The 17,727-nt window shown below is 63.2% G+C and carries 18 protein-coding genes and 1 pseudogene; 4 read left to right on the forward strand and 15 right to left on the reverse strand.

The window, feature by feature from the left end; all coding sequences use genetic code 11:
- Positions 1 to 223 precede the first annotated feature (223 nt).
- From VARPA_RS27495 to VARPA_RS27540, 10 genes are all read right to left on the reverse strand, one after another.
- Entirely contained in the window at positions 224 to 643 is a 420-nt protein-coding gene (locus VARPA_RS27495) for a F0F1 ATP synthase subunit epsilon (protein ID WP_013543863.1), read from the reverse strand.
- A gap of 129 nt (positions 644 to 772) precedes the next feature.
- Entirely contained in the window at positions 773 to 2,173 is a 1,401-nt protein-coding gene (gene atpD, locus VARPA_RS27500; RefSeq protein WP_013543864.1) for a F0F1 ATP synthase subunit beta, read from the reverse strand.
- 129 nt (positions 2,174 to 2,302) lie between these two features.
- Positions 2,303 to 2,692 (reverse strand): hypothetical protein, encoded by a 390-nt coding sequence (locus VARPA_RS27505; protein ID WP_041943073.1) that lies wholly within the window; start codon positions 2,690 to 2,692, stop codon positions 2,303 to 2,305.
- 88 nt (positions 2,693 to 2,780) lie between these two features.
- Complete coding sequence (gene atpG / locus VARPA_RS27510) at positions 2,781 to 3,656, reverse strand: F0F1 ATP synthase subunit gamma (protein ID WP_013543865.1); 876 nt, start codon at positions 3,654 to 3,656, stop codon at positions 2,781 to 2,783.
- Between the two features lie 33 nt (positions 3,657 to 3,689).
- Entirely contained in the window at positions 3,690 to 5,303 is a 1,614-nt protein-coding gene (gene atpA / locus VARPA_RS27515; protein WP_013543866.1) for a F0F1 ATP synthase subunit alpha, read from the reverse strand.
- A 49-nt stretch (positions 5,304 to 5,352) separates the two neighbouring features.
- The gene (locus VARPA_RS27520; RefSeq protein ID WP_013543867.1) at positions 5,353 to 5,883 is read right to left on the reverse strand and encodes a F0F1 ATP synthase subunit delta; all 531 of its coding nucleotides are present in this window, start codon (positions 5,881 to 5,883) and stop codon (positions 5,353 to 5,355) included.
- A gap of 7 nt (positions 5,884 to 5,890) precedes the next feature.
- Complete coding sequence (locus VARPA_RS27525; RefSeq protein WP_013543868.1) at positions 5,891 to 6,361, reverse strand: F0F1 ATP synthase subunit B; 471 nt, start codon at positions 6,359 to 6,361, stop codon at positions 5,891 to 5,893.
- 33 nt (positions 6,362 to 6,394) lie between these two features.
- Entirely contained in the window at positions 6,395 to 6,664 is a 270-nt protein-coding gene (gene atpE / locus VARPA_RS27530) for a F0F1 ATP synthase subunit C (RefSeq protein WP_013543869.1), read from the reverse strand.
- Between the two features lie 49 nt (positions 6,665 to 6,713).
- Positions 6,714 to 7,592, reverse strand: a complete 879-nt coding sequence (gene atpB, locus VARPA_RS27535) for a F0F1 ATP synthase subunit A (RefSeq protein WP_013543870.1) — start codon at positions 7,590 to 7,592, stop codon at positions 6,714 to 6,716.
- Positions 7,582 to 8,088 carry an ATP synthase subunit I gene (locus VARPA_RS27540; protein ID WP_013543871.1) on the reverse strand — a complete coding sequence of 169 codons (507 nt, stop codon included), beginning with the start codon at positions 8,086 to 8,088 and terminating at the stop codon, positions 7,582 to 7,584. Before VARPA_RS27540 ends, atpB begins: the two co-directional genes overlap by 11 nt.
- Before the next feature lie 136 nt (positions 8,089 to 8,224).
- On the opposite strand from VARPA_RS27540, the gene VARPA_RS27545 reads away from it, so the two are divergent.
- From VARPA_RS27545 to lipA, 4 genes are read left to right on the forward strand one after another with little or no spacing between them, the layout of a single operon-like run.
- Positions 8,225 to 9,118: a D-amino acid aminotransferase gene (locus tag VARPA_RS27545; RefSeq protein ID WP_013543872.1), complete on the forward strand. Its 894-nt coding sequence runs from the start codon at positions 8,225 to 8,227 to the stop codon at positions 9,116 to 9,118.
- Positions 9,115 to 9,426 carry a YbeD family protein gene (locus VARPA_RS27550; protein WP_013543873.1) on the forward strand — a complete coding sequence of 104 codons (312 nt, stop codon included), beginning with the start codon at positions 9,115 to 9,117 and terminating at the stop codon, positions 9,424 to 9,426. Before VARPA_RS27545 ends, VARPA_RS27550 begins: the two co-directional genes overlap by 4 nt.
- 12 nt (positions 9,427 to 9,438) lie before the next feature.
- Positions 9,439 to 10,143 (forward strand): lipoyl(octanoyl) transferase LipB, encoded by a 705-nt coding sequence (lipB, locus tag VARPA_RS27555; RefSeq protein ID WP_013543874.1) that lies wholly within the window; start codon positions 9,439 to 9,441, stop codon positions 10,141 to 10,143.
- 7 nt (positions 10,144 to 10,150) lie between these two features.
- Complete coding sequence (lipA, locus tag VARPA_RS27560) at positions 10,151 to 11,134, forward strand: lipoyl synthase (protein WP_013543875.1); 984 nt, start codon at positions 10,151 to 10,153, stop codon at positions 11,132 to 11,134.
- Between the two features lie 115 nt (positions 11,135 to 11,249).
- On the opposite strand, the gene VARPA_RS31775 is transcribed toward lipA, so the two are convergent.
- From VARPA_RS31775 to VARPA_RS27580, 5 genes and pseudogenes are all read right to left on the reverse strand, one after another.
- Positions 11,250 to 11,603, reverse strand: a complete 354-nt coding sequence (locus VARPA_RS31775) for a PoNe immunity protein domain-containing protein (RefSeq protein ID WP_234975130.1) — start codon at positions 11,601 to 11,603, stop codon at positions 11,250 to 11,252.
- A gap of 118 nt (positions 11,604 to 11,721) precedes the next feature.
- Positions 11,722 to 12,054 (reverse strand): annotated as a pseudogene (locus VARPA_RS31780) (PoNe immunity protein domain-containing protein); the annotation flags it as partial.
- An 88-nt stretch (positions 12,055 to 12,142) separates the two neighbouring features.
- Positions 12,143 to 13,114, reverse strand: a complete 972-nt coding sequence (locus VARPA_RS27570) for a PoNe immunity protein domain-containing protein (RefSeq protein WP_013543877.1) — start codon at positions 13,112 to 13,114, stop codon at positions 12,143 to 12,145.
- A 16-nt stretch (positions 13,115 to 13,130) separates the two neighbouring features.
- Entirely contained in the window at positions 13,131 to 14,696 is a 1,566-nt protein-coding gene (locus VARPA_RS27575; RefSeq protein ID WP_013543878.1) for a hypothetical protein, read from the reverse strand.
- Positions 14,693 to 17,614 (reverse strand): type VI secretion system Vgr family protein, encoded by a 2,922-nt coding sequence (locus VARPA_RS27580; RefSeq protein ID WP_013543879.1) that lies wholly within the window; start codon positions 17,612 to 17,614, stop codon positions 14,693 to 14,695. The genes VARPA_RS27575 and VARPA_RS27580 overlap by 4 nt, the downstream gene beginning before the upstream one ends.
- Positions 17,615 to 17,727 lie beyond the last annotated feature (113 nt).

The raw sequence follows: 17,727 nt of genomic DNA on the forward strand, positions 1-17,727 counted from the left end.
GATGCCACTCCAGGGTGCCACGCGCTTGTCTCCGTGTTCTTTTTGCCTGCTCCGCAGCCTGGGGCTGTCGGGCGAACGCGAATACTAGGGGCAGGTCTTCAGCCGGACAAGGCCGAACTTCGACCAAGTTCAGCTCGAAGATGGCTTGATGCACGCGTCCAGACGCAAAAAAGCCGCCCGAAGGCGGCTTTTCCTGGGAAGAAGCGCTGGCGCGCTTCCTTGCCTACTTCTTCTGGCGATACTTGCGCAGCGCAGCGATCTGCGCAGCCATCACGGCCAGTTCGGATTGCGCCATCGCGATGTCGATGTCGCTCTTCGCGTTCTTCAGCGCTTCCTCGGCGGCGGCCTTGGCCACGTTCGCCTTTTCGTCGTCGAGGTCCTTGCCGCGGATCGCGGTGTCGGACAGCACGGTGACGGCGTTCGGCTGCACTTCGAGAATGCCGCCGGCCACGAAGACGAACTCTTCGCCGCCGTCGGCCGTCTCGATGCGCACGGCGCCGGGACGGATGCGCGTGATCAGCGGGGTGTGGCGCGGATAGATGCCGAGCTCACCGGCTTCACCGGGCAGCGCGACGAACTTGGCTTCGCCCGAGAAGATCGACTCTTCCGCGCTGACCACGTCCACATGAATAGTGTTTGCCATCTGTTGTCCTTTGCCCTGTTTGAAGAAGGGTGCGGAAAGCAAGCAGTCGGCCGTCTGGTGAGGCGCCGCGCACAGCCGTACATCGGTACGGCGAGCCGGCAACGAAGCCAAGCGGTCGACTGCGCCGCTTTACGCGACCTTCTTGGCCTTTTCGAACGCTTCGTCGATTGTGCCCACCATGTAGAACGCTTGTTCCGGCAGGTGGTCGGCTTCGCCGTTCACGATCATCTTGAAACCACGGATGGTTTCGGACAGCGGCACGTACTTGCCGGGCGAGCCCGTGAACACTTCGGCCACGTGGAACGGCTGCGACAGGAAACGCTGGATCTTGCGGGCGCGGGCCACGGCGAGCTTGTCGTCGGGAGCCAGTTCGTCCATGCCCAGAATCGCGATGATGTCGCGCAGTTCCTTGTAGCGCTGCAGCGTGCCTTGCACGGCGCGGGCCACGTTGTAGTGCTCTTCGCCGACCACGTTCGGGTCGAGCTGGCGCGAGGTCGAGTCCAGCGGGTCCACGGCGGGGTAGATACCGAGCGAAGCGATGTCACGCGACAGCACCACGGTCGAGTCCAAGTGGGCGAAGGTGGTGGCTGGCGACGGATCGGTCAAGTCATCCGCTGGCACGTACACGGCCTGGATCGAGGTGATCGAGCCGACCTTGGTCGAGGTGATCCGCTCTTGCAGGCGGCCCATTTCCTCGGCCAGTGTGGGTTGGTAGCCCACGGCGGAAGGCATACGGCCCAGCAGCGCCGACACTTCGGTACCGGCCAGCGTGTAGCGGTAGATGTTGTCCACGAAGAACAGCACGTCACGGCCTTCGTCGCGGAACGACTCGGCAATGGTCAGGCCGGTCAGCGCCACGCGCAGACGGTTGCCCGGGGGTTCGTTCATCTGGCCGTAAACCATGGCCACCTTCGACTCGGGGAGGTTGTCCAGGTTCACCACGCCGGAGTCGGCCATCTCGTGATAGAAGTCGTTGCCTTCGCGGGTACGTTCACCCACACCGGCGAACACCGACAGACCCGAGTGAGCCTTGGCGATGTTGTTGATGAGTTCCATCATGTTCACGGTCTTGCCCACGCCGGCGCCGCCGAACAGGCCCACCTTGCCGCCCTTGGCGAACGGGCACACGAGGTCGATCACCTTGATGCCTGTTTCCAGCAGGTCCTGCGACGGCGACAGTTCGTCGTACGCGGGGGCCTTGCGGTGGATGGAGGCGGTGAGGTCCTGGCTCACATCGCCGCGCTCGTCGATCGGACGGCCGAGCACGTCCATGATGCGGCCGAGCGTGGCCTTGCCGACCGGCACCGTGATGGGTGCACCGGTGTTGGTGACGATCAGGCCGCGGCGCAGGCCGTCGGACGAACCCAGCGCGATGGTACGCACCACGCCGTCGCCCAGCTGCTGCTGAACTTCGAGGGTCAGTCCGCCGCCTTCGAATTTCAAGGCGTCGTACACCTTGGGCATCTGGTCACGCGGGAACTCCACGTCGACCACGGCGCCGATACATTGGACAATTTTTCCTTCAGCCATGGCGTTTCCTTCTGGATGGATCTCTATAAATTTGCGACAGGTTCTTGCAGAAGCGTCCTGATGCCAAAACGGGCCGCTTTTGCAAGAATGCCGGACGGGCCGGCACCCTTGAATTGCTACTTCTTCAGATCAGCACTTCATGGCCGTCGCTTGTGCAGCGAAAGCGTCCGAAGCAGCCTTGCAGGCCTGGCCCAAGGCTGCCTTGTCGGCGCCCATCGAAGCCCAGGTGGCCTTGGTCTGGTCGAGGCTGGCCTTCATCGCATCGGCGGCAGCGCCGCTTTGTGCGCCCACGCAGGTCTGGACCTTCGTCAGGTAGTCGTTGCACTCTTGCGGCAGGTCCGCGGCCGATGCCGTCGGGGCTGCAGCAGCAGGTGCTGCTGCGGCCGGCGCCGATGCCGGAGCGGCAGGAGCGGGCGCAGGTGCAGCGGCGGGAGCCGGAGCAGCAGCGGGCGCTTCTTCCTTCTTGGAACAAGCAGTCAGAGCGGCAGCAACAGCCACCAGAACGAGAAGTTTCTTCATGTGCGCAAAGTCCCCTAAAAAGTAGGCCTGTGTTATCGGACGCGCAGAGCGCGCCCGTTCGGCAATGTGGCCCGTTGCATTGCCTCGATCAAACGCCGGCGGCCGCTGCCGCACCCGACACGATTTCCGACAGCTCTTTCGTGATGCCGGCCTGGCGGGTCTTGTTGTAGACCAGCTTCAGCTCGCTGATCACGTTGCCTGCGTTGTCGGTGGCCGCCTTCATGGCCACCATCCGCGCCGAATGCTCGGACGCCATGTTTTCGGCCACGGCCTGGTAGACCAGCGACTCCGCATAGCGCACCAGCAATTCGTCGATCACGCTCGGCGCATCGGGCTCGTAGATGTAGTCCCACGAATGCTGGCCTTCCTCGACTTGCAGCGAGTCTGCGGCCAGCGGCAGCAGTTGCTCCACGAGCGGCTCCTGCTTGATCGTGTTGATGAACTTCGTGTAGCACAGGTACACGGCCGAGAGCTTGCCTTCCGCGTAAGCGTCCAGCAGCGTCTTGACCGGGCCGATGAGCTTGTCCAGATGGGGCGTGTCACCCAGGTGGGTGACATGCGCGACCACGCGGGCGCCGATGCGGTTCAGAAAGCCCAGGCCCTTGCTGCCGATGGCGACCGACTCGATGGCGACGCCGGCAGCCTGCGCCTCCCGCATCCTCACGGTCACGGCGCGCAGCAGGTTGGTGTTCAAGCCACCGCACAGTCCCTTGTCGCTCGTCACGATGATGAAGCCGATGGCCTTGGCCTCGTTCTTCTTCATGAAGGCGTGTGTGTACTCGGGATTGGCCTTGCCAAGGTTCGCAGCGATGTTGCGGATCTTCTCGCTGTAGGGGCGGGCGGCACGCATGCGCTCTTGCGCCTTGCGCATCTTGGAAACCGAGACCATTTCCATGGCCTTGGTGATCTTCTTGGTGTTTTCCACCGATTTGATCTTGCCGCGGATTTCCTTACCAGCTGCCATATGAACTCCTTCTTGCGTCGGTCAAGGGGTCGATCAGGCGAACGACTTCTTGAACGAGGTGGCGGCTGCCAGCAGTTCGGCTTCGGCGTCCTGGCAAACCTTCTTGAAGGCTTGCTTCTCGGCGCTGTCGTCCGGCTTGGCGGGCTTCACGTCCCACTTGGCGCCATTCTTTTCCATGGTTTCGAGCAGGGCAGCGTGGCTCGTCTTCAGCAGCTGGTGAAAGCCGTGTTCGAACGAAAGCACCTTCTTGACGTCGATGTCGTCCATGAAGCCCTTGTTCACTGCGAACAGCGTGGCATTCATGAGCGAGATCGGCAGCGGGCTGTACTGGGTCTGCTTGAGCAGTTCCGTCACGCGCGCGCCGCGGTCGAGCTGTTTGCGGGTCGCTTCGTCCAGGTCGGAAGCGAACTGCGCGAACGCAGCCAGTTCACGGTACTGGGCTAGGTCGGTACGGATACCGCCCGACTGGTTCTTGATCAGGTTGGTCTGCGCCGACGAACCCACGCGCGACACCGAGATACCGGCGTTGATGGCGGGGCGGATGCCGGCGTTGAACAGGCTGGTTTCCAGGAAGATCTGGCCGTCGGTGATCGAGATCACGTTGGTCGGAACGAAGGCGGACACGTCGCCGGCTTGCGTTTCGATGATCGGGAGGGCCGTCAGCGAACCGGTCTTGCCCTTGACTTCACCCTTGGTGAAGGCTTCGACGTAGTCGGCGTTCACACGGGCTGCGCGTTCGAGCAGGCGGCTGTGGAGATAGAACACGTCGCCGGGATAGGCTTCGCGGCCTGGCGGGCGGCGCAGCAGCAGCGACACCTGGCGGTAAGCCACGGCTTGCTTGGACAGGTCGTCATAGACGATCAGGGCGTCCTGGCCGCGGTCGCGGAAGTATTCGCCCATCGTGCAGCCCGAGTAGGCCGACACGTACTGCATGGCTGCCGATTCGGAGGCCGATGCGGCCACCACGATGGTGTAGTCCATCGCGCCGGCTTGTTCGAGGGAGCGCACCACGTTCTTGATCGACGAAGCCTTCTGGCCGATCGCAACGTAGACGCAGGTCATGTTCTGACCCTTCTGGTTGATGATCGCGTCGATCGCCACGGCGGTCTTGCCGGTCTGGCGGTCGCCGATGATCAGCTCGCGCTGGCCACGGCCGACGGGCACCATCGAGTCGATGGACTTCAGGCCGGTCTGCATCGGCTGATCCACCGACTTGCGGGCGATCACGCCGGGCGCGACCTTTTCGATCACGTCGGTCATGGCGGCGTTGATCGGGCCCTTGCCGTCGATCGGCTGGCCGAGCGCATTGACCACGCGCCCGATGAGTTCGGGACCCACAGGCACTTCCAGAATGCGGCCGGTGCACTTGACCGTGTCGCCTTCGGAGATGTGTTCGTATTCACCCAGAATCACGGCGCCGACAGAGTCGCGCTCCAGGTTCAGCGCCAGGCCGAACGAAGGCGTGCCATCGGCGCTCGGCGGGAATTCCAGCATTTCGCCCTGCATCGCGTCGGACAGGCCGTGCACGCGCACGATGCCGTCCGTCACGGACACCACGGTGCCTTCGTTGCGAATGTTGGCGCTGACGCCGAGTCCTTCGATACGGCTCTTGATCAGCTCGGAAATCTCTGCGGGATTGAGTTGCATGACTCTTTCCTTCTTTCTTTAAATGGGGCCAACCGGCTGCAGTCCGCCCTCAGGCGGTGAGCGCCGCTTTCATTTGATCCAGGCGTGCACGCACGGACGTATCGAGCACCTCGTCGCCGACCACGGCACGAATGCCGCCGATGAGGGTTTCATCGATTTCCAGACGCAGCTTCAGCTTGCGTCCGAAGCGCTTCTCGAGGGCTGCGCCCACGTCCTTCAGCGCTGCATCGTCGATGGGAAAGGCGCTGTAGACCATGGCATCGAACGCTCCGGCGCGCGCGTTGCAAAGAAGGCGGAACTGGGCCGCCACCTCGGGCAGTGCGGTCAGCCGGCCGTTTTCGATGATCGCGCGCAGGAAATTGCGTCCCGCCTCGGGCAGCGGTTGAGGCACAAGGCCTGCCGTCAGGTCGATGACCTGATCGTCAGGAACCTTCGGATTGGCCGCGAATGCGAGCAACTGGTCATTGGCCGCGATGGCCGCCAGCTGGTCCAACCAGCCGGCCGCGCCTTGAAGGTCCTTCGAAGAGGCCTTGAAGAGCGCTTCCGCATAAGGACGGGCGATGGTCGCTAGTTCGGCCATGTCGTCCTCAGAGCTCGGTCTTCAGGCGCTGGAGCAGATCGGCATGGACGCCGGCGTCGACTTCCTTGCGAAGAATCTGCTCGGCACCCTTGACGGCCAGCGCGGCCACCTGCTCGCGCAGGGCCTCGCGGGCATGCACGGACTGCTGCTCGGCTTCGGCGTGCGCGGCGGCCACGATCTTGTTGGCCTCCTCGGTTGCACGGCCCTTGGCCTCTTCGACGATTTGCTGGGCGCGGCGCTCGGCATCGGCCAGGCGGTTGGTGGTCTCGTTACGAGACTGCACCAATTCCTGCTCGACACGCTGGTTGGCGGAAGCGAGTTCAGCCTTGGCCTTCTCGGCGGCCGCCAGGCCCGCGGCGATCTTTTGTGCACGTTCGTCCAGCGCCTTGGCGATGGGCGGCCACACGAATTTCATCGTGAACAGCACCAGCAACAAGAAGACGATGGCCTGAACGAACAGGGTCGCGTTGATACTCACGGCAACACCTTTCTGGAGTGGCGTTGAACGGGCTTACTTGGGCAGGTTGGCCAGGAAGGTCGCGGCGAACGGATTGGCGAACGCGAACAGCAGAGCGATGGCCACGCCGATCAGGAATGCGGCGTCGATCAGACCGGCCAAGATGAACATCTTGGTTTGCAGGTCGTTCATGAGTTCGGGTTGACGGGCCGACGATTCCAGGAACTTGCCACCCATCAGGGCGATGCCGATGGACGCACCGATGGCGCCAAGACCGACGATCAGACCACAAGCGAGAGCGACGAGACCGAGAATGTTTTCCATGATGACTCCTTAGGACAGATTGAAAGCGAACGAAAAGAAAAAGGGAAACTCAATGCGCCTCATGCGCCTGACCCAGATAAATCAGGGTCAGCATCATGAAGATGAACGCCTGCAGCGTGATCACCAGAATATGGAAGATCGCCCAGACGAGCCCGGCAATCACGTGCCCGACGGGCAGCAGGACACCGGAGAACGAGGCCGCCATGGCGCCGCCCATGAGAGCGATGAGCATGAAGACCAGTTCGCCTGCATACATGTTGCCGAACAACCGCATGCCGTGCGAAACCGTCTTGGCCAAGTACTCGATGACCTGCATCAGCAGGTTGATGGGCCACAACACGGGATGGGCACCGAAAGGAGCAGTGATCAGCTCGTGGCCCCAGCCGCCCAGGCCCTTGACCTTGATGCTGTAGAAGAGGCACAGGAGCAGCACGGAAGTCGACAGACCCAGCGTGGTCGAGAGATCCGCCGTGGGCACGACGCGCATGTACGCGTGGTGCGGGTCGTGGCCCATGGCCTGGAACGCCGCAGCCCAGATGGAGGGCAGCAGGTCGACAGGCAGCATGTCCATCGCATTCAGGAGAAAGATCCAAACGAACACCGTGAGTGCGAGGGGCGCAATGAACTTGCGGCTTTGCGCGTTGTGGATGTTCGACTTGGCCTGGTTGTCGACCATTTCGACCAGCATCTCGACGGCAGCCTGGAAGCGGCCCGGCACACCGGGCGTGGCCTTGCGCGCCGCAAGCCACAACACGAAGCAGCCCAGCACGCCGCAAAGCAGCGCATAGAGGACCGAGTCGAGGTTGATGACGTTGAAGTCAACAATGGCGGTCTGGACCACGGGCTTGAAGCTCCAGTCCACTTGCCAGTGCTGGAGGTGGTGAACGATGTATTCACTCGCGGTCGGGGCGTGTCCTTCAGCGGCCATCTTTCAGCTTCTCTTTTCCAAACAGTCCATTCCGTTTCAACCAACCGGGCCGCACCATGAGTGCCACCCAGTACATTTTCATGGCGATCACCACGCCGGCCAGCAGCGCCAGCCATACGAGACCCCCGATCAGCCACGGTGCGGCCGCAAGCAGGGCCACAGTCAGCGCGATCTTGATCGACTCCCATACAAAGAACCTCAACATGGCAGCTTGCGTTGCCATGCCCGGCCTTTGACGAACCCCGCGTGCAAACAATGCCGCAGGAACCGCCACCGCCATCGCCCCGTAAAAGGCCGACACGGCAGCCACTGGCCGCCCAACCCACATCCAAGCCACACATGCGACAAGCAAACCCGCAGCCACCTGGGCACCAATGACCCACCAGGGCGACATCTCGGGGTTTTGCTTGCGCAACTGCGCGGCCTCTTCGGCCGTCAGCAGCTTGAAATCGATTTCTTCGGCATCAGTTGCGGGAACGTGGGCGTTTGTTGTCATTTGAGTTGCCGTCCACGCCGTCTCCGCAGAATTTCACAAAGCCATTGATTATAAGTAAAAACCCAGGCGATCCCAGCATCGCGGGGCACGCCGTGTGCGTCAGACGCCGAAAGTTCGCGCCGTCCATAATTTGCGGATGGACTATATCTCCCCCGCGCTGCCCGATTCGCAGTGCTATCTCGACGGCAATTTCGTCCCGTTGCGGGACGCCAAGGTCAGCGTGCTGGACCGCGGCTTCATCTTCGGCGACGGCATCTACGAGGTGATTCCCGTGTACGGCGGCCAGCCCTTCTGCTTCGAAGAGCACATGGCGCGTCTCGATCGCTCACTCGCCGAGCTGCAGATCGCCAACCCACTCTCCCTCGCACAGTGGCGCGACATCGCGATGCGCTTGATCGCGCCAGGCGGCAACGCACCGCAAGCCGTCTACTTCCAGATCACCCGCGGCGTCGCGCCGCGCGACCACGCCATGATCAAGGGCCTCACGCCCACCGTCTTCGTGATGGTGAACCCGCTGCCGCCCGTCTCCGACGCGGTGCGCGCCAAGGGCGTGACCTGCGTCACCGCAGACGACTTCCGCTGGCAGAAGGCCCACATCAAGAGCACCAGCCTGCTGGGCGCGGTGCTCTCGCGGCAGATCAGCGTGGAGGCCGGCGCGGCCGACACCGTCATGTTCCGCGGCGACTCGCTCAGTGAAGCGTCGTCGAGCAACGTGTGGATCGTGAAGGACGGCGTGCTCATCGGTCCGCCCAAGGACAACCTCGTGCTCACCGGCATCCGCTACGGCCTCCTTGAGCGCCTGTGCCGGGAAGGCGGCATTCCCTTCGCGCTGCGCCGCGTGTCGCGCGATGAAGTGTTCGGTGCCGACGAGCTCATCCTCTCCTCGGCCAGCAAGGAAGTGCTGCCCGTCGTCACCCTCGACGGCAAGACCATTGGCAACGGCCATCCCGGCCCCATCTACAAGAGCTTGTATGCCGCCTATCAACAGGCCAAGCAACGCAACGCTGAAAAGCAAGGAGCCACTGCATGACCGAGAACATCACCGACGACGCAGTCACCACGCCCATTCCCGATCCGCGCAAGGAATCGCTGATCGAATATCCCTCGCAGTTCCCGATCAAGGTCATGGGCGCCAAGACCGACGGCCTCGTGCACGCGATCACGCAGATCGCCGAGCAGTTCGATCCGACCTTCGACGCCACCACGGTCGAGCTGCGCGACAGCAAGGCGGGCAACTACCTGGGCGTGACGATCACCGTCACCGCCACCAGCCGCGAGCAGCTCGACGACCTCTATCGCGCGCTCTCGGGGCACCCGTCGGTCAAGGTCGTTCTTTGAGCTGAGCTTCGGATGACGACGGTCGCAGACCTCCCGGTGAATACGGCCATCGCCCCGCAATGGCTGGGCCGCATTGACTACGCCGAGACCTTCGCGGCGATGAAGCAGTTCACGCTGGAGCGCTCGGCCGAGACGACGGACACGCTGTGGATCTGCGAGCACACTCCCGTGTTCACGCAAGGTGTTGCCGGCAAGCAGGACCACATCCTGAACCCCGGCGACATCCCCGTGGTGCAGACCGACCGCGGCGGGCAGGTCACCTTCCACGGCCCGGGCCAGGTGGTTGCGTATCCGCTGATCGACCTGCGCCGCGCCGGCTACTTCGTCAAGGAATACGTCTACCGCATCGAGGAATCGGTGCTGCGCACGCTCGCGCATTTCGGTGTGACCGGCCACCGCGTGCCGGGCGCGCCGGGCATCTACGTGCGGCTCGACGACCCGTTCTCGCATGCGGCCTTGACCGGCCCGCGGCCCGCCAGCGACCCGTTCCGCGGCCTCGGCAAGATCGCCGCACTAGGCATCAAGGTGAGCCGCCACGCCACGTACCACGGCGTCGCGCTCAACGTCGACATGGACCTCGAACCCTTCTCGCGCATCAACCCTTGCGGCTACGCGGGGCTGCAAACGGTCGACCTTTCTACAATCGGCATCCAAACCACATGGGAAGAAGCTGCCCAGGTCCTGAGCCAAAAGCTCACCACCTACCTGGCGCCCTAGCAATCCAATGAGCACCACCGAAGTCGTCCGCGACGCCCAGAGCGCCGAAACCTACAACCCCCTGGCCAAGCAAAAAGCAGCGGCCAAGCTCTCGCGCATCCCCGTCAAGGTGGTGCAGACCGGCGAAGTGCTCAAGAAGCCCGAGTGGATTCGCGTGAAGGCCGGCAGCCCGACCACGCGCTTCTACGAGATCAAGCAGATCCTGCGCGAGAGCAACCTGCACACCGTCTGCGAAGAAGCCTCCTGCCCGAACATCGGCGAATGCTTCGGCAACGGCACGGCGACCTTCATGATCATGGGCGACAAGTGCACCCGCCGCTGCCCGTTCTGCGACGTGGGCCACGGCCGCCCCGACCCGCTGGACAAGGACGAGCCACTCAACCTCGCCAAGACCATCGCCAAGCTGCGCCTGAAGTACGTGGTGATCACCAGCGTCGACCGCGACGACCTGCGCGACGGCGGGAGCCAGCATTTCGTCGATTGCATCCAGAACATCCGCGAGCTCTCGCCGATGACGCAGATAGAGATCCTCGTGCCCGATTTCCGCGGCCGCGACGACCGCGCGCTCGATATCCTCAAGGCCGCGCCGCCCGACGTGATGAACCACAACCTGGAAACCGCGCCGCGCCTCTACAAGGAAGCGCGCCCCGGGAGCGACTACCAGTTCAGCTTGAATCTCTTGAAGAAGTTCAAGGCGCTGCACCCGGACGTGCCGACCAAGAGCGGCATCATGGTCGGCCTCGGCGAAACCGACGAAGAGATCCTGCAGGTGATGCGCGACATGCGCGCCCACGACATCGACATGCTGACCATCGGCCAGTACCTGTCACCGTCGGGCTCGCACCTGCCGGTGCGGCGCTATGTGCACCCGGACACGTTCAAGATGTTCGAGGAAGAGGCCTACAAGATGGGCTTCAGCCATGCGGCCGTGGGGGCGATGGTGCGGTCGAGTTATCACGCGGATCAGCAGGCGCACGCGGCTGGGGTCTAAGACGGCATCGTCCGCCGCTGGCGCGACCCGATCAAGCGCGCCGATAGCTCGGCCTGTGGCTTGACACGGCTCCAGGGCATTCAGACAGACGCCCGCCAGCCGAGCCTGCATCCGGTCACGCGCTCGTTTGATTCGCGCGCACCCAATCTGCCAGATCCTTCGGATAGACCAAGTGGTCCCGATAACTCTGGTCGTCGATGTCCCACAGCACTGTGACCAATGCGGCCTCGAAAGCCCAGTAGCCGAAGTACGACGACCCTTCTTGGTCGGTGTGCGTGTCGTGCCAGTAGCACCCCTTCAGTCCCTTGTACCAACCGTCCAAAAAACTCCTTGACCAAGGCGGGGCGGTCCTCCAGGACAGCAACGGTGGTCTTGGCCAGAGGTTTGTAGGGCACTGGGTGCAGCAACACGCGCTCAGTGGCTTCCCTAGGCTGGCCCAAGCGCTCGACCACCGACTCGAACAGGCCATCGCGGCCCCGGCTGAATTCACGGGAAATGTCCAGCCAACTCAGAACTTTGGGCACCAACTCGGCATGGCCCAGCAGCTTGCACAAGGCCAGCAGCCACATGACATAGACGTACGCCTCGAGCTGCGTAACGGTGAGGGTGCGAGCTTCGCTGGGACGCGGATTGTCGAAAGGGATGTATCGGTCGAAGGCTTCGATGACGGAAGGAAGCTCGCGCGACAGGTTCTCGATGGGACTGCCTGCGGTGTAGCGGAGGACGAGGAGTTCAAGGGTCTCACTTGCAACTTTCCACGCATAGCTCCCCCGCGCGCCCTCTCGCAAAGCAGTATTTGCGATCTCGGTCCGAAAGTCATTGATCCTGTCTTGCAAGTCCTCTTCTCGTTCCTTGGCGCGAGCCTCGTCAAGAAAACTCTGCCGTCGCACATCTTTGAATGCCATATCGTGTCCCAACATGCGTTGCCCTCAGCCATAGCCGATCCCTTGCGCAGCTTCGGCGTCATGCAACTCAAGCCTCGCCGTCCCCAGAGTGCAGAAATGAGCCTCAGAGCTTAGGTGCGGACTGGTTAACGTCCCATTGCCAGAACGTCGAACCGTAGTCAGTGCCATCAATGACCGGCATGACTTCACCGTGCTTGAAATAGCGCCGGCTTCCCTTCAATGCAGGCGTGAACCACCAGCCGGCCTGCGGGCACGCCTGCCCTCCCGGCGTACGACTCGGGCCTGACGGCACAGCTTCCGTTCGATGGTCGCGAGCCCAATCGACAAGGTCCTTCGGGTAGACCAAGTGGTCTCGATAGCTGCTGTCGTCGATATCCCAGAGCACCGTAACAAGCGCAGCTTCGAAGGCCCAGTAGCCGAAATAGCCAATTTGATCTGTGTGAGTGCCGTGCCAGTAGCACTCCTTCAGGCCCTTGTACCAACCGTCCAGGAATTCCTTGACCAATGCGGGGCGATCGTCGGCATGCTCTGCGATCACGGCCTTACCCAACGGGGCGTAAGGCGCAAGGTGCAGGATGTAGCGCCCCGGGTCTTCCATCGCGCCCGTAAGCTTGCCCACGATCTGTTCGAAGAGGGTGTCACGGCCCCGGCTGAATTCGCGGCCAATGTCCAGCCAAGCCAGCACCTTGGGAACCGACTCGGCATGGCCCAGCAGTTTGCACAGGGCCAGCAGCCACGTCACATAGACGTATGCCTCGATCTGGGTGATTTCGAGAGAGCGGGCTTCGTTGGGGCGCGGTTTGTTGAACGGTACGTAGCGGTCGAAAGCTTCGATGACGGAGGGGAGTTCACGCGACAACTCTTCGATAGGGCGGCCAGCGGTGTAGCGGAGGATAACGAGCTCGAGCGAATACGTTGCGGCCATCCAAGCGGATTTGCGTCGTGCCTCCTCGCGGAGATCCGGGTTGCCAACCCTTTCGGTATAGCGTCGAATTCCGAATGTCAGATCGTCATCCCGTTCATTTGCGTGCGACTCGCTCAGGAATTTTTGTCGTCGCATGTCCTTGAATGCCATGTTGTAGTGTGCCCTTTCAGATATTGCCGCCAGCGCTTCCTGGGCTTTTGCGCGGCTTTGGTCTCGTACTTTCCAAGTCCATCCCTGATGCGATCACATCAATGAGCACGTACAGCTTTGCGTTGCTCCCAACAGGGCCAGGCAAGCAGACGAAAATCCAACGGGCGTAACCTGCGTCCTCTATATGCTCAGCTTTCGCCTGCCGAAAGTCCCTGTTGGCGGCCTTTGGGTATTGCCTATTCAACGCCTGTGGAATGCGCGGCTCCGTCCAGTCGGCCCCCATCTGCCGCCCATCACAAGTATTCTTCAGCCGATTCTTCGTCTCATCCTTGATCCCTTCGATGTCCTTTTCATCGAACGCCTTAGCGATGTTCTTGGCCTCGAACACCACGAACTTCGGATAAGTGCTCCGCGGCGGCTTGCCCGCAAAGTCGTAGCTGGTCTGTGGCGGCTTGGCGTTTGGCGGGATGAAGACCAGCTTGCCCGGCTTGGGCTGCGTCACCTGTGTGGGCATCGGGTTGGGCTGGTCGCCGGGTTCGTGCTTCTCGAATAGCCCATCGAGCCCGCGCCCCTTGGGTGGATCGACCAAGCGCTTGTAAAGCAGCGCCTGCTCCATCAGCACGTAGCCGTCGTTCTCGCATTCAGCGCCGTTTTTCTGATTCTCTTCCTTCTGCGCCTTGCAGCGGTTGTTGGTTGTGTCGGTGTCGGCCAGTGGCTTGGGCTCGTCCGACGGCACAACGATCTGCGTGGGCGCGTCTTGCGGGGTGGGCTGGGGCGTGGCACCGCCTTGAGGATCCACCGGGGGTACTTCCGGCGCCGGGGCTGGCGAGCGTCTGGGTGTGTCACCGGGGATCATCAATGGGACCAGTACGATGAGCCAGGGGTAGCGCAGCAAGTAACGCAGCAAACTCTTTTCTGCCGTCTGCGCACCAGCCGGGGGTATGGGCGGCGGCACCAACCGCAGATTGGGCTTGGGCCGTGGAATGCGCGGATCATTGGCCGGCACGTCCGTGATCGGCCCGCCTGGCGGCGCAGGCATCGGGTTGGCCTGCGCCAGCAGCACCGGCTCGCCCCAGGCGGCTTCCTGCAACGCCTTGTCCTGCGCCTGCACGATGTCCACCCAGGCCTTTATCTCGCTTTGCGCCTTCGTCTTGGCGCCACCCCAGTCGAAGGACTCCACATAATGGCGCGCATCGCCATAGCTCTGACTGTGCATGAAGGCCTGCAACTCGCTCCAGGGTTGCCCTTGAGCGGCCATCTGCATCAATGTGCAGGCCGCGCCGTAGCTAGGCATGAAACCGCCGAAGTACCAGCCCAATTGATCGGCGACTTGCGAGCGTTCGCCGCCGCTCAGCATGTAGTTGAGAAAGTCACGCGTCAGATGCAGAAAGTCATCGTCGTTGTGAAAGCCCTTGACCCGCGACAGCCACTGCCCCGCAACTGCCTTGGCCGCATTCGTTTGCCGAATGGCCTCCGCGGGATAGAAAAGGCCGAGAAAGCGCTCGATCTCCCCCACCGCCATGCGAACGGCATCCGACAGGTTCGGCTTGACCTGCTGGATCGGAATGGTGCGTGGAATCACGACATCAACCCTTTCACCAGTGCAATGGCCGCATCGGCATCCGTGGCCGCACCGAAGCGGTCATTCGGTCGCTTCGATTCGCCGTCCCACTTGCGCTCGTCCTCGCCCCAGACGACTTTCGCCGATCCCGGCGGCACGCCGTCATGGCGCGCGAATCCGTTGTCATCGACCTTTCCGCGGATAACCGCGCCGTTGTCGAAGATCAGCTTGTAGGCCGCACCTTTGACGGGCTCCAGATCGTCATAGTGGTGATTCAACTCGATGAAATGCTGGGCTTCGTTGATTGCCCCGGTAGGCAAGAGTGGCAACTCCGCCGGGCTCCCCTTCGGCCCCACAAAACTCTTGCTCGCCCCCTTCACATCCAAGAGCCCCGGCATCTTCAACGTGATGTTCGCCCCATCCAGCTCGATGCTCGTCTGCCCGCCCTTGAGCGTGATCTTCTGCTTGGCCAGCACGTGGATCTCGTCGTTGCTGCTCGTGACCGTGAAGCCCTCCTTCGCGAGCCATTCGAGTTCATCGGTATGCGCCTGCACGCTCACCGGCCCCTCCTGCGCGATGACCTGGATGCCGCCTTCGTGGCTGTAGAGCCCCACCGACTTGCCCGCCGCAAAACTCACCGTCTTGCCCGCCGCCATGTGCGCCTGCTCCTGCGCGGTCCAGTGGATCGCCTCGCCCGCATACACCGTCGCGCTCGCGGGCGTGGCCATGTTCAGGCTCATGTTCGCGTCCAGCACCATGAGTGGCCGAGCGAAGGCTGGCACCGGGTCCTGACCTTGACGTGAATCTGCCCCCTCGCCGCCCTTTGGCTCCTTCGCGTCCTGACCATTGACGCTGCCGGGGTAGTGCCCGTTCTTCTGCGGATCGATGTCGTCGATGAGCGGCTGCAGCAATGCCGTCGCATTCAATGCCAGTGCCTTGGCGCCACCGGCGGCATCCGACAGGTTCTGCGCCTCGCGCAACGCACCGGCCAACTGACCGCGCACGCTCGCAGTGTCCTGCACGCTGCCAGCGGCCCGCTCCTGCGCCAGCGTCGAAATCAAGAGCCCTTCGCCAGCGCGCGTGACGACCCACGCATCCGAGCGCAGTTCGGCACCGCTGCCACGCCACGCACCGCGATTGCTCTCGTCGGGCGATTGCGCGTTGAGATGCCCCAGGTTCAGCTGGCTCGTCGCATGCGAACTGGCGAGGCGCGTGCGCACCTGCCCGGGCGCGTCGTCCGCGATCCATTGGTTGTAGCCGCTGCCGTCGAGCGCACGGCTGTGCCAGCCCGAGAGCACGCCCGCGTGGTTGGCCGACGAATCGGTGCCTGCGGACCATGGCGGCAGATCCTGTCCGTTGTAGAGCTGCTGGCTCACCACTGGCCGGTCGATGTCGCCTTCGATGAACGACACCAGCACCTCCGAGCCGACGCGCGGCAGATGGTGCGCGCCCCAGTTCGGCCCGGCCACCGGCGCGGCCACGCGCAGCCATACCGACTGGCGATTGCTCGCATGCCGGCCCGCCGCGACAAGACTGCCTTGCCCGCTCTGCCCCGACTGCTGTTGCGCTGCCGCCCGCTGCGCCTGCCAATGAAAGCGCACCTGCACGCGGTGATCGCGCTGCGTGTGAACCGCCGTCGGCACCTCGTCGTCATCAGCGCCGACCACGAGTGCGACCATCGCCTCGGGCGCCGTGGGCTTGGGCCGCCAGATCGGCGCGATCTGCGCTTCGGCTGGCTGCGCCTCGAAGCTGTTGCGATAGCTGCCCTTCTCGAGCTCGCCGGCCTCGAGCACCTGCGCGGCCTGCGCGCCGAGGTTGTTGGCGGCTTCGTGGCGCACGCGCAGCGTGACGAATTTCTGGCCCTCGTAGCGGTCGTGCTGCGTGAGCGTGAAGCGCTCGCCGGCGCCCAGCTGCCGCACGCTGCCCCCGGCGCTGTAGCGCTTGATGCGCGACTCGAACGCCACCAGCTGGTTCTCGGCGCGCCGCGCGGCGGCGGCGTTGTTGGCGTAGCGCTGGGAGCCCGCGCCGTCGTAGTGCTCCAGCACAGGCACGTCGCCCATGGCGAGCGCGCTCTGCGTCGAGCCGGTGGGCGCCTGCAGCACGCTGGCATCCCACGCGTTCAGCGTCACGGCGTTGCTGACGAGCTGGCGCTTGCTGCTCCATGCGGTGATCGCGTCCTGCTGCTCGGTGGCGTCGACGCGGTGGAAGCGGATCTCGGGCAGTGCGCAATCGGGCGACTTCGCTTCGCGATCAAAGATCACCAGGCGATGGTGCGATGGCGTCGTGTTGTTGTTGCCGTTGTTATTGGCGCCGCCGCTCTCGCCATCTTTCGTCTGCTCGTGCTCGAAGCGAAAGCTCAAACCCTCCTCCGTGAGCAGACGCATCACGAAGGCGAGGTCCGACTCGCGGTACTGCACGCAGGTCGGCCGCACGGGCAACTCTTGGGCGACTTCGAAGGTGAAGGTGGCGGTGGTGTGATCGGCGAACACCTCGCTCACGATGTCCTGCACGCTCTTGGCGGCGTACACGAAGCTGTCGCGACGCAGGCCGAGCGCGGCGAGCCAGGGCTGCAGGTGCAGCCGGTAGCGCGCGAGGCCGCCATCGCCGCCCAGCGCGTCGACCGCCGTGAGGTAGCCGTGCCAGGTGCGGAAGCTGCCGTTGGCGAGCAGCAGGCGCAGGCTCAGCTCCTCGCCGATCAGCGCGAAGGGATCGAACTCGCTCGACGTGGCGAGGGTGTCGATGGTGAAGGCGAAGAGTTCGTTGATGCCTTCGGTGGCGGTGAAGCGCTCGACGACGACGGCGTTCTGCGGTGCCGCTTGGGGCAATTGCAGCTTGATGAGCCGCGCCTGTTCGGAGAGGCGCGCAACGTTCAGGCCTTCGGACGTCCATGGCGTTGCGCCATAGGTCGGCATGAAGCTGTTTGATGTGTCTGATGACATGGATAACCACCTCCCTGGTGTCATTGCCGGCAAGGCCGGTCTTCGTTCGATTTCTTGCCTTGCATGATCTTTGTGTCCTGTTGGCTGAGAGCTCAGTTCGGAAAAGCTGCGTG

This window comes from Variovorax paradoxus EPS, from assembly GCF_000184745.1.
Taxonomy (GTDB): domain Bacteria; phylum Pseudomonadota; class Gammaproteobacteria; order Burkholderiales; family Burkholderiaceae_C; genus Variovorax; species Variovorax paradoxus_C.

What these genes read in the sequence shown, in the direction of transcription:
- VARPA_RS27495 (WP_013543863.1), bottom strand. Translation starts at nt 643, where the DNA reads ATGGCAAACACTATTCATGTGGACGTGGTCAGCGCGGAAGAGTCGATC.
- atpD (WP_013543864.1), bottom strand. Translation starts at nt 2,173, where the DNA reads ATGGCTGAAGGAAAAATTGTCCAATGTATCGGCGCCGTGGTCGACGTG.
- VARPA_RS27505 (WP_041943073.1), bottom strand. Translation starts at nt 2,692, where the DNA reads ATGAAGAAACTTCTCGTTCTGGTGGCTGTTGCTGCCGCTCTGACTGCT.
- atpG (WP_013543865.1), bottom strand. Translation starts at nt 3,656, where the DNA reads ATGGCAGCTGGTAAGGAAATCCGCGGCAAGATCAAATCGGTGGAAAAC.
- atpA (WP_013543866.1), bottom strand. Translation starts at nt 5,303, where the DNA reads ATGCAACTCAATCCCGCAGAGATTTCCGAGCTGATCAAGAGCCGTATC.
- VARPA_RS27520 (WP_013543867.1), bottom strand. Translation starts at nt 5,883, where the DNA reads ATGGCCGAACTAGCGACCATCGCCCGTCCTTATGCGGAAGCGCTCTTC.
- atpE (WP_013543869.1), bottom strand. Translation starts at nt 6,664, where the DNA reads ATGGAAAACATTCTCGGTCTCGTCGCTCTCGCTTGTGGTCTGATCGTC.
- atpB (WP_013543870.1), bottom strand. Translation starts at nt 7,592, where the DNA reads ATGGCCGCTGAAGGACACGCCCCGACCGCGAGTGAATACATCGTTCAC.
- VARPA_RS27540 (WP_013543871.1), bottom strand. Translation starts at nt 8,088, where the DNA reads ATGACAACAAACGCCCACGTTCCCGCAACTGATGCCGAAGAAATCGAT.
- VARPA_RS27545 (WP_013543872.1), top strand. Translation starts at nt 8,225, where the DNA reads ATGGACTATATCTCCCCCGCGCTGCCCGATTCGCAGTGCTATCTCGAC.
- VARPA_RS27550 (WP_013543873.1), top strand. Translation starts at nt 9,115, where the DNA reads ATGACCGAGAACATCACCGACGACGCAGTCACCACGCCCATTCCCGAT.
- lipB (WP_013543874.1), top strand. Translation starts at nt 9,439, where the DNA reads ATGACGACGGTCGCAGACCTCCCGGTGAATACGGCCATCGCCCCGCAA.
- lipA (WP_013543875.1), top strand. Translation starts at nt 10,151, where the DNA reads ATGAGCACCACCGAAGTCGTCCGCGACGCCCAGAGCGCCGAAACCTAC.
- VARPA_RS31775 (WP_234975130.1), bottom strand. Translation starts at nt 11,603, where the DNA reads ATGGCCTGTTCGAGTCGGTGGTCGAGCGCTTGGGCCAGCCTAGGGAAG.
- VARPA_RS27570 (WP_013543877.1), bottom strand. Translation starts at nt 13,114, where the DNA reads ATGGCATTCAAGGACATGCGACGACAAAAATTCCTGAGCGAGTCGCAC.
- VARPA_RS27580 (WP_013543879.1), bottom strand. Translation starts at nt 17,614, where the DNA reads ATGTCATCAGACACATCAAACAGCTTCATGCCGACCTATGGCGCAACG.